This window comes from Pseudonocardia sp. DxW, assembly GCF_058448985.1.
This window is the reverse complement of sequence record NZ_JBZFLK010000016.1, coordinates 96,759-110,966: the sequence shown is the minus strand read 5'-3', so window position 1 is coordinate 110,966 and position 14,208 is coordinate 96,759. Positions and strand designations below refer to the sequence as shown.

Here is a 14,208-nt window from a genome sequence, read left to right as displayed (position 1 = left end):
TGAGCAGGCGCGGTGAGATGCCGCGCCTGCTCGTCGAGATCCGTGGTGACCGGCGCCAAGTTGACTTCGCCCGCCTGGTCGGAGTCACCCAGTCGAAGCTATCGCGCCTAGAAAAGGGTGTTGGACCACCACTAGATGCGGACGCGGCAGCCGCCTATGCGGCTGCCGCTGGTGCCTCTCCAGGCCAGGCCGCGCGTCTTATCGAGCTAGCCGAGGTCAACACTGCAATCCACCAGGTCCCGCGCGCTGTCATGCTGCGGAACGCCCATGTAGTTCAAGGCCGCGTTCGTGACTATGTACGGGCCTCGTCCTACGTATGGTCATGGACGAGTGATGCAGTTCCAGCGGTGCTCCAGACACGCGAGTGGACCACCGTGATGCTGGAGAGCGACGGCGATGGAGACCCCGGACCGGACTGGTGGGCCGCCCGCAACGAGCACGTGGCCCTGCTTGATGACAGGTCCCGTCCGTGGCGGCTGCTGCTCGCCGAAGGAGCACTCCGCTGGATCGTTGGGTCACGACGAGTACAAGCAGACCTGATCGAGCACATCGCAGATGTCAGTCTGCTCGAACACGTCGAGATAGGGGTCGTCGACCTGGCTACCCCAAAGCCCTTCATCGCTAGCTACGGGTTTCACCTCTACGGTGACCAGGCCGCCGAAGTCGCGTCGGACCTCGGAGCAGCATTCACGACACACGGCGACGACCTCAGCTATCTGCGGGGCCGGTTCGAACAGCTGTGGGCGCACGGGCAGCGAGGTGACGACGCGCGAACCTTACTCGCACGCATCGGACGGGCCATCCGTCACTGAGTATCGGCACCGGCCCGGCGACCGAGGCCGGGGACCACCAGCCCTGGCGTGGCAGGGAGAGCACGACCTCGCGCAGCGGTGACGGCTCGACCGCGAGCTTCTTCGGTCGCTCCCGCTTGGCCTGGACCTGCTCGTCGACCGCCGCGGCACGATAGTCGGCACGGCCACCATGTTGTCGGCGGACCTCGCGAGAGATCACCGAGGGCGACGCCCAACGCGAACGCGATCTCCTTGTACTGCAGGCTTCGGCCCGCCGCGGGAGATCTCCTCCCGACCCGACTCTTGTTCCTCAACATGGTCAAAGTGCGCGGCTCGTGCGAACCCGCAAGGCGACGGTCAGAGCGGCGATTGCGACATCGGTTCTCGTAACGCGAGCGCCCTCGTAGCGCTCAGCTACCCCGGCGGCCAGATCGTCGAGGTGCTCGCGCTCAGAGTGAAGCAACTGCAGAGTGACAGGAGTCCGGTCTTGTGCAAGCTTGCGGCCGCGAGGGATACGGTCCGTGGGGTTGGGCAGGCTGGCCTCCACCTGTGCGGCAACCGCTTGGCGGTGATCCTCCACGGTCCACATTACGAGCTGGCCATAGGACGGACGTTCCGACCCAGACAGCAGTACGTCGTTGACTTGACGATAGAGATCCACGGGTAGGCGCACCGCCGTCGGAATCCGTCCACGAGCGGAGCGCTGTTGCCTCATGGTCGGAGTGGTGCGGACTCCGTTGGTCGCTGGTGGGCGCGATCGCCCACCGGGCCCCCCGCGCTCCGAGCCAGTGGCCGCCGGGGAGTGGGCAGGGGGACCTGAACGCGCGGTGACCGCAGCAGAGGGAGGACTCGTCGCCGGCGGCCCGGCACGCGTCGGCTCCTCCGGCTCACCGACCTCGGTCGCCGGGTCACCCTCTGGCCGGCTGTCAGCCGGCGCTGGCGCGGCCTCGGGTGGAGCGAGCGTCGCATCGAGATCGTCGAGCGCCGTGGGGTCAAAGACAGCCTTCCGGCGAGGGGAGGCCGGCCCGGTCATCGCCCTACTCCTGTCTGTTCTGCGGCCGCTACTCTCTCGAGAACCTCACGGGTCAACGCCTGGTAGTCGGTGGCCAGAGCACTCGGGTCACGACTATAGAGCCGCAGCTCGGCCTCCTCGGCCGGATCGCGGCGCCGGTGATTGCCGCCTCGCAACTTCGTCAGTCGAACCCGCTGCTGTTCCTGGCTCGCGGAAACCAGCTCAGTGATCGTCATGTGCGCGGCCCGAAGATCCTTCGCCGCAGCCTTGTCGTTGCGGATCACCGACTGAAAGGCAGACGTCCCTGAACCACCGAGCATGGCATCGATGTCGCCAAGCACCTCGCCGTTGCGGGCAGTGGCACGCGGATTGGCATCGAATAACACGACGCCAAGCAGACGGACCAGAGCACCATTGCGGCGGGCGGCCATGAACCGTGCGGCGAGCTGCTCGACACCGTCCAGCCCAGCGTCGTCTTCTTTAGTGGGCACCAGCAGGTAACGCACCGACTGCAAGAATGCGTCGAGCAACGGGACGTCTCCCGGCCCAGTATCGATCAGGACGAGAGTGTAGCCCCCCCGTCGGCAAACCGATGCGAGCGCCCGACGCAGATTGCCGCTGATGTCAGCACCAGACTGCCCGGCCGAGGCGATGATGGCACCGACCGAGGCCAGGTGCGCTCCACCAGCTACTAGATCCAGGCCAGGGCGGACATCGGGCAAAACCTCCATCCGGTCGCCGTACTGCAGTGCGTTCATGAAGCTACGGCCCTCGTCACCTGAGACGCCCAGGTCTGACTTCGTCGCGTTGCCCTGCGAGTCCGAGTCGATCACGAGGACCCTGCGGTCGGGTCTGGCGATCATGCTAGCGACAGTGGTCACGACCGAGGTCTTGCCCACCCCGCCCTTGCGGTTAGCCACAAGCACGGTCCGACGAAGGTCGTCGAGCTCAGAGTCATGCGGGTCGGCCATCGACTGACCCATCTGCGGGTGCTCTGCCGCGCTCATCTCGGACCTCCGTAGTCGTCTCGTGTGGGCCAGCGTCGGTGGGAACGGCATAGGCTTCTGCAGTGTCTCTCGCGCCCGGCCTCCCACTGGGGTAACGACACAGGCCCGTCTGGCGACACGCCGCTGGATGTATCACTGGCCACAGGCAGACCATAGCCACTGGCTACAGCCGGAGAGTAATCAGATGTAGCTGCGGGCAACGGCTGACTGCCCTCAGAAGAGTGTCGCTGTACTCCTTCCTCTTGCTGGTCCGCTGAGTATGACGCACATGCCTCGCATGCCAATACGGCTGTATAAGCAGCAATTAGCACATGGTAAGGAGCAGAATAGTCCAATGATCTTAGGGCGTGTCGATGTTCACCGCGATCCGCACGGGAGGCAACACAGACGCACGGACCTGTAGAAGCTGCGGTGACAGCGTATGGGACCTCATATGTGTGTCTGTATGAGATTATGACCTGGGTGTCTAACTGGCATGGGGTCACTTCTAAGTCGGCGAGCGACGGTCGCCGAGTGAAGGAGTCCTTCCGGCCTAGAGCGAGCACACTGCCCGCTAGGGCGGACCTGCCGGGCCCACAGCCGACCTCCCCGTGAGAGATGTGACCTGCTTCGGTCGTGAAGATTCAACGCTGCCGGTAACCGTGGGGGGTGATGTCGGGGTGGTGGTTGCGGATGCTGTCTCGGTCGTGTTGGAGGGTTGGCCAGTCGGGGCGGTTGGAGACGTCGATGGTGCGTGCGGCGAATACGGGCAGGTCGCGGTAGATGACCCAGGTGTTGCCGCGGGGGAGTTCGCGGACGTCGGCGGGCCGCAGTACGGGAGCGTCTTCGGTGCTCCAGCTGGCGCGGCTTGTGCCGAGGGCACCGCCGTCGGTATGGGATTGGCGGCGCTCGCGGCTGTAGTGCCCGGACAGGGTCGAGACCCATTCCAAGGTAGCGGGGTCTTTGATCCCGCCCCACACGCTGAGACAGGTGGTGTTGTCGCGCAGGGCGATCATGCCGGGCCGCCCGTAGGTCTCTTCGAGCTGGCCCAGAGACTGGGCGGCCCAGTGGATCAGGACACCTTCGCCAGCGGACTTGGCGATGTTCTTGGGCAGGGTGGGTAGCGGGGTGGCGGTCGTGAGCTCGTCGAGGACGGCGGTAGCCGGCGGCTCGACCCGCCGGTTCGGGTAGCCGGGTGCCATCGCTCGCGCAGTGCTGATCCAGTGCCCGACCAGTGCGGTCAGCAGTGGAGTGGCCCCCGGGGTCTGATCCGGGTCGGCGACGATGCACAAGGTGCCGCCCTGCCCGATCAGGGACCGCATGTCCAGCCCGGCGCCGACAGGCGGGGTGATCACCCAGCGCAGCTGGGGGTCAAGCCACGGCTCGATCATGCGGCGCACGCTCATCCACACCCCGTCGGCGGTGCGCGGGTTCATCGACAGCTCGGCTTTCAGGTTCCGGGACAGTTCGGGGTTGATCGACGCCAGGATCTGGACGGGTTCTTGTTCTTCGGCACTGTCGGCGCGGTTGAACACCCACCGCAGGATGTCTTCGACCCCGCCGCCGTGGTGCGCGGCGGCCACGAAGTAGGCGGCCATGACCATCTCAGCGCGTTGCTGGAAGACGCGGTCCAGACCGTCACCACCGCCGGCCTCGACCTGGGCGGCGGCGGCTCCCACCAGTGAGTGTGCTCGGGCGGTCGCGGTGGTCACGTCGGTGCAGTCGGCTACCGGAGACCAGCGCGGGCGGGCGGGCCAGTACAACTGCCCGGTCAGGTCAAGTACCCACACCGGGCCGGCCAGCGGTCGCCGGGCCCGGGCCGCGGCGATGAACTCGACCAGGTCCGGTTTCGTTGTCGAGACCAACAGTGGCCCGGGGGCGTCGAGAGCTTTATGCACTAGATCAGTGCGGGTCTTACCGGACTGGGTCGGGGCCAGCGCCCCGGTCGGGTTCTCCAGCGGCACCCATAGCCGGTCGCGATGCCCCCAGCGGCCCCCGCCAAGGACCGAGAACCGGGGCCCGCTCGGGCCCGGGCCGCCGCCAGACCGGGCTGGCAGGCGGTGCATCGGCACCGCGAGGTCTTCAAGCGGTGCGCAGCGTCGCTCAGCCTCGGACAGCGACGGCCGAGTCACCGCAGCGGTCGGCCGGATCGCGCGCGCCGAGAGCACCGCGGCGATGTCGGTGCGATCCGGTAGTCCTTTTCGGTGGGCGGGCGAACCTGCCCGGGTGCGGGCCCGGCGCACCATGATCGCTCGTCTGGCCAGGGCCACGCCCGCTCCGGTGGCGGCCAGCAGCGCGACCACGACCAGCGCGGGTAGCCATGGCGCGGCGGCGAGTACCGCCCACCGCGGCGGGACCTGCGCCCCGGGTGCCCCGGTCAGCGCGGCCGCAGTGATCGCGGTGTCGCGCAGGCTCGGCCATCCCCACCCGGCACCGCCCAACCAGCCCGATACCGCGATCGTGGCCGGCCCGACTACCACCAGCAGCACGACCACGACCACGACCCATCCCAGCCACCTGGCCTCCGCCCAATCAAGGATGCTTCCGCGGCCGTCAGTACGGCGATCAGCGCGGCTGCTCACAACTGCCTCTCCTTCGTGACCTCGCCCGGCCCGCACTCAGGCTGCGGACCGGCGGTCTGCTTGCTGGACGTGTGGTCTGTGGTTACCGGTCGCCATCCGGCGGGTCGGGTCGGCGCCAGCGGCCGCCTAGCTGTGCGACGGGTAACCGGAGCCGGGTGGTGTGCGCGGGGCTGCCCAGTGCGGCGTGCAGCCACCGCGGCGGCGCCGAGCCGGGCCGTCCGGGCACGACGAAGACCTCGGCGATGTCGCGGGCCAGTGCGGCCGGGGCGGCGTGGGGGCCGAACGACCACGGCTCGAGCGCTTGCTGTCGCGGGAGCCCCGGCAGCGGGGTGAGTCGGCCGTCGGGCCAGTCGACATACACCGGCCGGTCATCCGGGCCGGCATCGGCGATCAACACCGCCTCGGCCAGCCCGGCCGGGTCGTCCCAGTCCCGCAGCTGTGGCCACTCACAGGCATAACACTGGAGCCCGGCCCCGGCCCCGGCCGCGGGGTTGGCGACGGCAACCATGTGTCCGTGCGGGTCCAGCCCGTAGACCAGCACGGCGGAGACGTCTGCGCCGGCCAGCGCGGCGGCCAGCACCCGTGCGCGACGGGCCAGCCCGCTGCCCGAGCCGGCGCCGCGGCCGGGCTCGGACACGGGCTCGAGCGGGGTGAGCCCGTCCAGGTAGGCCTGGTCGATCGGGCCGCGGACGGTGAACGTGCGTATCGCGGTCTCCCGCACCGGGTGCGGCTGGTAGTGGTCGCGGACCCGGTAGCCCTGCTGCACGCGCAGGTGAAATCCCAGCAGGTCGGCGGCGACGTCCAGGGCTGCATGCAGCGGCGGGTCCGGCAGGTCGGCGTACGGGCCGGTGGTGTCGGCCCAGGCCCACAGCCGCCGCAGTAGCGCCTCCTGGGTCGGGTCGGGCGGGTGCGGGTGCAGGGCGAGCGCGAACTGGTCCGGGTAGCGCTGCAGAAGCCGCTGCTCGGCCGGGGAGGGCTCGACCGGCACCGACCGCGCCGCCCACCGCCGTGGCCGGTCACGCTCGTCCCCTGCCAGGCCGGCACCGTCGTCGTGGAGCGCGGGCCGGGCCGGGAGCCGGCGGCGGGTCTCATTGGTCAGCAGCGTGCACGCGGTCACGGCGTCCGCGCGCCGATCGGGCCCGAGCCCAAGACCCTCGCCTGTCTCATCGCCGAGGCGGGCGTCGAGCACGGAGGCTGCGCCGAGCAGCTCGCCCAGCATGATGTCGTCGTGCACTGCATCGACCAGGGCTCCGGAATCGCCGTGGCGACCGGCTCCGCCGGCCTGGTGGAACCGGGCGACGGTGGCGCTGGTGTAGACCGGTTCGGGGTAGGCCTCGACGGGGCCACCCACGACCATGTCCAAATCTGCGTAGCCGGCCGGGCGAAGGCGCCAGTCGGGCGCAGCGGGGCAGCCCACCCCGTCCTTGGTGCCGGTCAGCCACTCGAAGCGGCCCGGCGGCGGGGGCCAGGAGAACACCAGGTTGCACAGCGGGTAGGTGTCGCCGGGCCAGTACCGAAACCACACACAGTCCATCGGCGGGACCGGCAGCCACCGCCGGGCGATCTCCTCGCAGACCAGCCCCGCCGGGCCTGGCCCCGCAGAATCCGCAGGTCGACAGCGCTCGGGTGACGATGAGTAGGCGATGGCGCTGAACACGCCCAGAACGACCACCACACGGCGGCCCTCCGGGGCCGGGCCGTCCCAGACCCGCAGATGCAGCTCCAGCGAGCGTCTTCCGCCTGATGTAAGGCCCGGCGGCAGCTCGTAGTCGATGACCTGATCGACCAGCCGGGGCAGCGGCGCCGGCGGCGAGAGCGCTGACGCCAGCCCGCTGACCGTGCGGCCCTCGAACCGGGCCAGCAACGTCGCCACGTCGGCGGCGGCCCACACCCGGGTACGGTCACTGCGCGTGTGCGGCCACGGAAGCTGTCCGGTACGGGTCATCTGCTCCACGCGGGCCCGCCGCACCCCCAGCCGCCTGGCCACTGCGGCCGCGCTCATCCATCCGTCCTCAGCCACTACACACCTCCTGCTTCGTTCTCGGCACACCGCCTGTCCTGACGTTGACCGTCATCGCGAGAACAGATCGCCCTGCAAGTAGGTCGCCCAATCTGTGTCGGTCAAGCCGTGCTCCCCAGCGCGCAGGTGGTAACTCATCCCGGACCCGCGGAAGCTCTTGCCCGTGGCCGGTGGCCAGTTGGTCGATGGCAGGCCGGTGTCGTCGAGGCCGTAGAGCTCATAGACCGGAGTGGCGGCGAGGTAGGACAGGAACTCGCCGTGGGGGTCGGCGTTGCCGTCCTCGGTGGCGCTGCCGACCACGACCCGGCCAGGCGCGACCAGCGCCAGCAGCTCGTGCTGGTCGACCGGCAGCGAGGCAGCGTCGCCGGCATAGGCCTGGTAGGTCTTCGGAAACCAGTGCGGAAACGCATCGGTGATCGCAGCGATCGACTCGCCGGCCTCGTCGCGGCGAGCGAGCTTGGCGCCGGTCGAGCCGGAGTTGTTCGAGACCACCACCGGGAACCGGGTGTCCTGCGCCCCAGCCCACAACGCGGCCTTCCCACCCCGCGAATGCCCGATCACCGCCACCGCGGCGGGATCGATATCGGCATCAGTCTGCAGGTAGTCCATGGCCCGACTCGCGCCCCAGGCCCAGGCGCTGATCGTGCGACCGGCGTCGTCGGGCAGCTCCTGGCCCGACGGGTAGAACGCGTCGAGCACGCCCTCCCGATACGAGCCGGGATCGTCCGGGGCGACCTGTTCGGCGTCGAGCGCGGCGAACGCGTACCCCTGATCGAGGATCTGCGACACCGGGGCGTAGCCCGACGAGCCGTGGGGATCGTCGCCAACCGAGCCGCGGTGGTCAATCAGAAGGAACGTGCCCTTCGGCTCGGCGCCGGCGGGCACGAACAGTCGCAGCGTGAAGCTCGCCGAGCCCTCCGGGCCGGTGACCTCGATGGTGATCTTCTTGCCGCCCTCGCCCAACGCCTGGTCGTCGAAGGCGATGTCGGTGGGCTCGGGCAGGCTCTGGCCGTAGACGTGCTCCTGGAAGGCTTCCAGCAGCTCGGGGCGCCGCTGGCGTTCCCAGGTCTGCACGCTGTCGACGGTGTCGCCGTTGTCGAGCACCAGCGGGTCCGGAACCCGGGTGCCCTCCACCGTCATCGTGGCATCGCCGTCGGTGGTGCTGTCCTCGGCCGGCTCCTCGGCTGCGATCAGGGCGAGCGCCGCACCGCCCGGCGCGGAGCGCTCCGGAGCCTGGCCCGTACCCGGCGGCCCGGCGAGAATGAGTGCCGCGGCCGACGCCATCAGCCACGCCACAGCCCTCGCGCAACCGCGCACACCGCTATCGGGCGTGGGCCGCCCGTCCTCGTGCCGGTCGCGCCCGATCATGCCGTGTCCTCGACGAGCAGGAGCCAGTCCTCGACGCTGGTGGGCGGGCTGTACTCGTTGGCGACGTCGACCTCGTCGAAGTCACCGGTGCGCGGGTCGAACCAGTAGGCCTTGGGGCTGCCGGTGACGACGCTGGTGTCGACGGAGAAGCCCTGCCCGGCGGGGGTGTAGACCAACAGGTACGAGCCGTCCGAGGCGACGTTGGCGACGATGCGCTCGGCCCCGGAGCCGGCCTTCGAGGTGAGCACCGACTGGTCCGGCTCGCCTCGGGTGAACGGCAACGACTCCATCAGCTCCCGCAGATGCCGCATCTGCCCGGCCGCGGGGAACTCGAGTGCCTCGGTCCAGCTGCCGCGCGCGCCGAGCTCACCCTCGTCGCCATCGTTGAACTGCCACACCGCGTGGTGGCCGTAGGTGTGCCCGGCCGCCCCACCCAACACCGACCAGTAGGCATCCCGGCGCACATCCAGCGCGGTGGAAAAGCCCTGCTCGGGCTCCCAGCAGTAGGGGTGTTCCTCATAGATCGGCTCGCCGTCGAGGAACGGCTTGGCCGGATCCGCGGCGTAGGTCGAGTCGACGAGGCCGGCGCGCACGTCGTAGCGCAGGCAGTGCCCGCCCTGGATCATGTGAAAATCCAGCCAGTCCGCATCGGCGAACCAGTCGGCCGAGGACTGGTCGCCGCGCGGGTGGTAGGTCTTGATCTGTGTGCCGCCGGTCGCGTCAAGCCCTTCGGCCAGCTCGGACCAGAGCTGTTTCTCGCCGTCGGCGGGGTGGTCGCCGCCGAGGGTCCAGGTCACGTTGTCCCTGGCGCCGAACCGCTCGCCGAGGAACTCGCCGTAGCCGCGCGCACTCGACTCGGTGATGACAGAGCCGGTTTGCTTGTCTCCCCACACCGGGTGGATCGCCAGGTACATGCCGCGCGCGTCGGCGGCGTCGATCGCGAACTCGACGTTGTCCCAGTACTCGTCGTTCTCCGCCGCCGCTTCCACCGTGTCGCCCGGCGACTCGGCGCCGGCCTGCGGGAACATCGCCACCGTCTGCACCACGTTGAAACCCTGCTCGGCGCGGACATCGAGGTAGGCGGTGATGTCGTCGGTGCTCAGCTTGCCGAGCATCGCCCACGCGGTGTCGGCCAGCCAGAAGAACGGCTCACCGCCGGCGGTCAGGAACCGCCCATCGACCTGCAGGTAGGGCAGGTCGCCCGCGGAGCTGGACTCGGCCGCAGCGCGCACCATCCACCGCTCACTGCTGGGGACGAGCAGGCCGGCGCCGAGGCCCACCACCGCACCGACCGCCACCGCGGCTCGGACCAGACCGGCGCGGCTCATTCGCCGCTCCTCCTGTTGCGGGTCTCAGACCGCGAGGTCGCGGATGTTCCCCGACCATCGGCGGCGCTGCCCGAGCCGCGGGCGCCGGTTCCCGCCGCGGTGCCCTGCTCCCAGGGGCCGGTGATGGCGAAGAGGATTCCTGGCTTCTGGATGCCGGCGAACAGCACTCGGCCGTCGGGGGAGAAGGTGGGTCCGGTGAACTCCGAGCCCATCTGGCTGCGCGCGATCGGGTAGGCATCGCCGTCTGCGGTGACGCCGGCCAGGTGGTTGTCGCCGTCGCCGTCGGTGGCCACGATCAGGCCACCGTAGGGGGCGGCGACGATGTTGTCCGGGGCCTCGACGGTTTCGCCGTCGGCCTCGGCTGCGAACGTGGTGGTCAACCGCAGCGTGGACTCGGCCGGGTCGTAGAACCAGATCTGGCCGCGGTGCGAATCGGCGTAGCTGCTGACCAGGTAGGCGCCGCCGTCGCTCCACCAGGCGCCCTCCAGCTTCTGGGCGCGGCTGATGCCGTCCATCGACCGTAGAGATCCGTTCTCGGCGCTGCGGTCTTCGACCGGGACCCACTCGACCGTGTAGACGGTGTCGACCTGCTCGGCGTGCTCGAGATCGTCGACCAGTGATCCATCCTCGTCGGTGCACGACATCGCGGCGAGCTCACCGTCGGTGTCGTCGAGCTGTTTGAGTTCCCCGCTACGCCCCCGGAACCCTGACGGGGGCAGCCATCGGTACACGGTGCCGTTCGGCCCTTCGGCGTCCTCGGTGAGGTAGATGACCAGGGTGTCGGGGTCCACACAGAGGGCTTCATGGCGGAACCGGCCCAGCGCCGTGATTGGTCGCGGGTCCTGGTTGGCGTCCAGGTCGTGCGGGTCGACCTCGAACACCCAGCCGTGACCGTCGTCCTCGGTCTCCTCACAGGTCAGCCAGGTGTCCCACGGGGTGACACCGCCGGCGCAGTTGGTGGAGGTCCCGGCGAGCCCGACCGTCTCCCAGAGCAGCTCACCCTCGCCGGTGGTCTTGATGATCGTGGCGCCGCCGCCGGCGTCATCGCGGTACACCAGCCCCTTCGCGTGGGCGACGGCGCCGTCGTCGCCGGGGCCGCCGCGGACCTCGTGGTTGAGCACGATCAGGACGTTGCCGTCATCGGCGGCGAATGCGGCGGCGCCATCGTGGATCCCGGGGCTCGGGTCACCTTCGTAGGTGCTGGTCTGGCCGGCTTCGGTAACCACGCGGTAGGAGAACCCGTCGGGCAGGGCGAGCATCCCGTCGGGATCGTCGACCAACGGCCCGTAACCGGTGACATTCTGCGCGGGCGCGGCGGATGCGGTCGGGGCGGAGCGCAGCGCCTGCACCGACCCGAACAGGCTCACCCCGAGCCCGAGCTGCCCGCAGCGGCGTAGCAGCGTCCGACGGTTGATACCCACAGATGTTCCCCTCCCGGGACGTGCTCACGAACGTGACCAGCGGCGAGGTGCGGTCACATGGCCAGCCGCGACTTGGTCGGCGCGCCGACGTGCGGTCGGTAGGTAGTGATATGCCAGTCCGCGGCGTCGATCGCGGTGTCCGGGTCGGGGTAGGCACCGCCCTCGCGGACCGCGCCGATCACGACGAGCGCGGTGGGAGAAACGCGCCGGTAGGCATAGACCTGGTCGTGATAGCCGCCGTGGGGCGGGTAGTGGCGGATCGCGCCTTGGCCGGTGGGGTGCCCGAGCAGGTCCTGGACGGCGCGGGGAAGGATCTCGATCGCGACCTCGGTGACCCGCGCCGCGGCCGGGGAGCCGGTCGCGCCGGCGGGCTGTGGGTGCCGGCTCCAGCGCTGCCCGGTCGGGGGGTCGCCGGTAAGGGGGTGCGCGGCCAGGTGCACGGTCCCGCCGCCGGAGCGGGCGCGACGCAGCGTGGGCCGCCCGTCCGGTCCGGTACCGAGATGATCCAGGGCCTCGCGTGCGCGGACGGTCAGGAACGTGGCCTGGTCGATCCACCAGGCATCGGTGTCGCGCCAGTAGCGCCCGGCCGGGTCACGCCGCGTCGTCGCCGCGTGGGCCCACGCCGCCAACGACGCAGTGGCGGCCCACCCGGCGGCGGCCAGGGCGGCGCGCGCGGCCTCGGGGAGCTTGTCCCAGCCGAGGGCGCCGTGGTGGTGCCAGTTGATCCGCGGCTGCCCCTCGGGCACGGCGGTCGCAGGCTGCGCCGCTGGGGCAGCAGGGCCCGCTGGGGCAGCGGGAGCGGTGGTGCGGCGGGCGAGGAACCCCATCAGCATGTCTCCTTCGCAGTGCGACGGTCGCGGGTATGCAGGACGGCGCGGGTCAGCCCGCGCAGCGCCCAGCAGCTCAGAGCCAGCGTCGAGAGCGAGCCGAGACAGATGGCCTCGACCGGCATCGTGTGGCGCGAGGCCACGGCGATGGAGGCGACGGCGAGCGTGCCCAGCACCGTGAGCACGGCGGCGAGGCGGTGTCGGGGCAACGGCGCCAGCCGCCACACCCCCAGCAGGAACCGTCCGAACAGCCGCCCGGTGTTGATCCGGCCGGTGGGCCAGCCCCCGGGAACCTGCACCCCCGTGCCGGACGCCGGTGCGGGTGCCCGTGCCGGTGTCGGTGGTGGTGGTGGTGGTGGGGCGTAGCCGTCGGCAGGGGCGTAGTCGGTGTAGGGGACGGGGTCGCTCGCCGGGGCGTAGTCGTCGACGCTGCCCGGTTCCGCAGCCGCCGCGGTGGGCGGTGTAGCGCGGACGTTGTCGTAGTCGGCACGCCGGGTCGGGTCGGCCAGTACCGCATAGGCCTCGGTGATGGCCCGGAACCGGGCGGCGGCGGCTGGGTCCGGGTTGCGGTCGGGGTGCAGCTGTAGTGCCAGGGCGCGATAGGCCCGGCGCAGCTCGGCGGTGGTGGCCTCGGTGCCGAGCCCGAGGGCGGCATAGAGGTCACGATCCGGCGTGGGAGCCATCGTCACAGGTCAGCACCTCCCACCGACAACAAATCCGAGGCTGTGCGGGTCATGGCGCGGCCTCGGCGAGCGCCGCATCCGGGGCAGGCTGCCCAGCCGGTCCGGCGATGTGGCGGACGTGGGTGATCTCGTCGGCCCAATCCGAAAGCGGCTGCACGATGACGCCGGTCTGTTCAGAGAAGGCGTTGATCACCATGCCGTGTCCGATGTACATGCCGACGTGGCGCGGGTTGGACGGAGAGCCAAGTGAGCCGGGGATGAACACCAGATCGCCGGGGGCGATGGTCGCGGGGCTGGCGGGCGTGCCAGCGTTCTTCTGGCTGACTGTGCCGGCGGGGATCGGTACGCCCGCGTGGGCCCAGGCGGCGAGCATCAGTCCGGAGCAGTCGAACGCGTCGGGGCCCTTGGCGCCCCACACATACGGTTTGCCGAGCTGGGCCAGGGCGTAGGTGACCGCGGCCCGCTGGGCCGGGTCGGTGGGCGGGGTGAACCCGGGCGGCAATGCCGTGGGGTCGATGTTCGACGGCGCCAGCGGCACCCCGGCGCCGCCCTGATCCGGGCAGGCGAACACCGTCGAGGCCAGTTGCACATTGGGGCCGCCCGGCGTGGTCGGGGCGGGGACGGGGTTGTCCGGGCCGACCCAGAACCGGTCGACCAGCGCCGCGGCCGGTGCCTCTTCGGGGGCGTAGCGGTCGGGAAACGCCGAGCGCTGCACCGCCTGGGCGGCCTGCCCGGGGGGCATGGTGGCCCAGCCGGGGAGCTCGACGAGGCGGTCGAGGAAGGTGTCGGTGGCCGCGGCCGGGTTGAGGATCTGCGCTGGGGTGCCCCAGCCTTGCGAGGGGCGTTGTTGGTAGAGGCCGAGGGAGTCGCGGTCGCCGTGGCCGACGTTGACCAGCTGCGACTCGACGATGGTCGTGGAGATCGCGATGACCGCGGCACGGCGGGGCAGGCTGCGTTGCACGACGCGGTTGACGATGGTGGCGGCGTTGGCGGTCTGCTCGGCGTTCCAGTCGGTCCCGCCGATCGACTGTGACCCGCCGCCGAGCCCGCCGTCCCCGCCGCAGCCGCCGGCAAGTGGGCCGTCGGTGACGGCGGTGAACATCGCGATGCCCATGCTGAGCACCGCGGCCAGGAACGTCATCACCACCGCGGCCGCGGCGAGAGCGATGGTGCCCTTCTTCTGGTCCACG

Annotated in this window: 10 protein-coding genes; 1 reads left to right on the top strand and 9 read right to left on the bottom strand. The window is 70.4% G+C overall.

Features of this window, described 5'->3' with window-relative positions; genetic code table 11:
• Nucleotides 1-17: 17 nt before the first annotated feature.
• Nucleotides 18-812 (top strand): Scr1 family TA system antitoxin-like transcriptional regulator, encoded by a 795-nt coding sequence (locus ACVJO7_RS23715; RefSeq protein ID WP_491674691.1) that lies wholly within the window; start codon nt 18-20, stop codon nt 810-812.
• A gap of 1,008 nt (nt 813-1,820) precedes the next feature.
• Here ACVJO7_RS23715 and ACVJO7_RS23710 read toward each other — a convergent pair.
• The 9 genes from ACVJO7_RS23710 to ACVJO7_RS23670 form a co-directional block, all read right to left on the bottom strand.
• Nucleotides 1,821-2,810: a ParA family protein gene (locus ACVJO7_RS23710; protein ID WP_491674690.1), complete on the bottom strand. Its 990-nt coding sequence runs from the start codon at nt 2,808-2,810 to the stop codon at nt 1,821-1,823.
• A gap of 623 nt (nt 2,811-3,433) precedes the next feature.
• A complete protein-coding gene (locus tag ACVJO7_RS23705; protein ID WP_491674689.1) occupies nt 3,434-5,290 on the bottom strand; it encodes a type IV secretory system conjugative DNA transfer family protein in 1,857 nt (618 codons plus the stop codon).
• A gap of 163 nt (nt 5,291-5,453) precedes the next feature.
• Nucleotides 5,454-7,373, bottom strand: coding sequence for a helix-turn-helix transcriptional regulator (locus tag ACVJO7_RS23700; RefSeq protein ID WP_491674688.1), 1,920 nt, complete (start codon nt 7,371-7,373; stop codon nt 5,454-5,456).
• Between the two features lie 69 nt (nt 7,374-7,442).
• Entirely contained in the window at nt 7,443-8,759 is a 1,317-nt protein-coding gene (locus ACVJO7_RS23695; RefSeq protein ID WP_491674687.1) for an alpha/beta hydrolase family protein, read from the bottom strand.
• Nucleotides 8,756-10,087, bottom strand: coding sequence for a glycoside hydrolase family 140 protein (locus tag ACVJO7_RS23690; protein WP_491674686.1), 1,332 nt, complete (start codon nt 10,085-10,087; stop codon nt 8,756-8,758). Before ACVJO7_RS23690 ends, ACVJO7_RS23695 begins: the two co-directional genes overlap by 4 nt.
• Nucleotides 10,084-11,508, bottom strand: a complete 1,425-nt coding sequence (locus ACVJO7_RS23685; protein WP_491674685.1) for an alkaline phosphatase PhoX — start codon at nt 11,506-11,508, stop codon at nt 10,084-10,086. The genes ACVJO7_RS23690 and ACVJO7_RS23685 overlap by 4 nt, the downstream gene beginning before the upstream one ends.
• Nucleotides 11,509-11,561: 53 nt before the next feature.
• Nucleotides 11,562-12,254 (bottom strand): hypothetical protein, encoded by a 693-nt coding sequence (locus ACVJO7_RS23680; RefSeq protein WP_491674684.1) that lies wholly within the window; start codon nt 12,252-12,254, stop codon nt 11,562-11,564.
• 80 nt (nt 12,255-12,334) lie between these two features.
• Nucleotides 12,335-13,018, bottom strand: a complete 684-nt coding sequence (locus ACVJO7_RS23675; RefSeq protein WP_491674764.1) for a J domain-containing protein — start codon at nt 13,016-13,018, stop codon at nt 12,335-12,337.
• A 49-nt stretch (nt 13,019-13,067) separates the two neighbouring features.
• Nucleotides 13,068-14,207, bottom strand: a complete 1,140-nt coding sequence (locus ACVJO7_RS23670) for a C40 family peptidase (RefSeq protein ID WP_491674683.1) — start codon at nt 14,205-14,207, stop codon at nt 13,068-13,070.
• Nucleotide 14,208: the final 1 nt, after the last annotated feature.

Coding starts and splice junctions, on each gene's coding strand:
- ACVJO7_RS23715 (WP_491674691.1), top strand. CDS start 18: ATGCCGCGCCTGCTCGTCGAGATCCGTGGTGACCGGCGCCAAGTTGAC.
- ACVJO7_RS23710 (WP_491674690.1), bottom strand. CDS start 2,810: ATGAGCGCGGCAGAGCACCCGCAGATGGGTCAGTCGATGGCCGACCCG.
- ACVJO7_RS23700 (WP_491674688.1), bottom strand. CDS start 7,373: ATGAGCGCGGCCGCAGTGGCCAGGCGGCTGGGGGTGCGGCGGGCCCGC.
- ACVJO7_RS23695 (WP_491674687.1), bottom strand. CDS start 8,759: ATGATCGGGCGCGACCGGCACGAGGACGGGCGGCCCACGCCCGATAGC.
- ACVJO7_RS23690 (WP_491674686.1), bottom strand. CDS start 10,087: ATGAGCCGCGCCGGTCTGGTCCGAGCCGCGGTGGCGGTCGGTGCGGTG.
- ACVJO7_RS23675 (WP_491674764.1), bottom strand. CDS start 13,018: ATGGCTCCCACGCCGGATCGTGACCTCTATGCCGCCCTCGGGCTCGGC.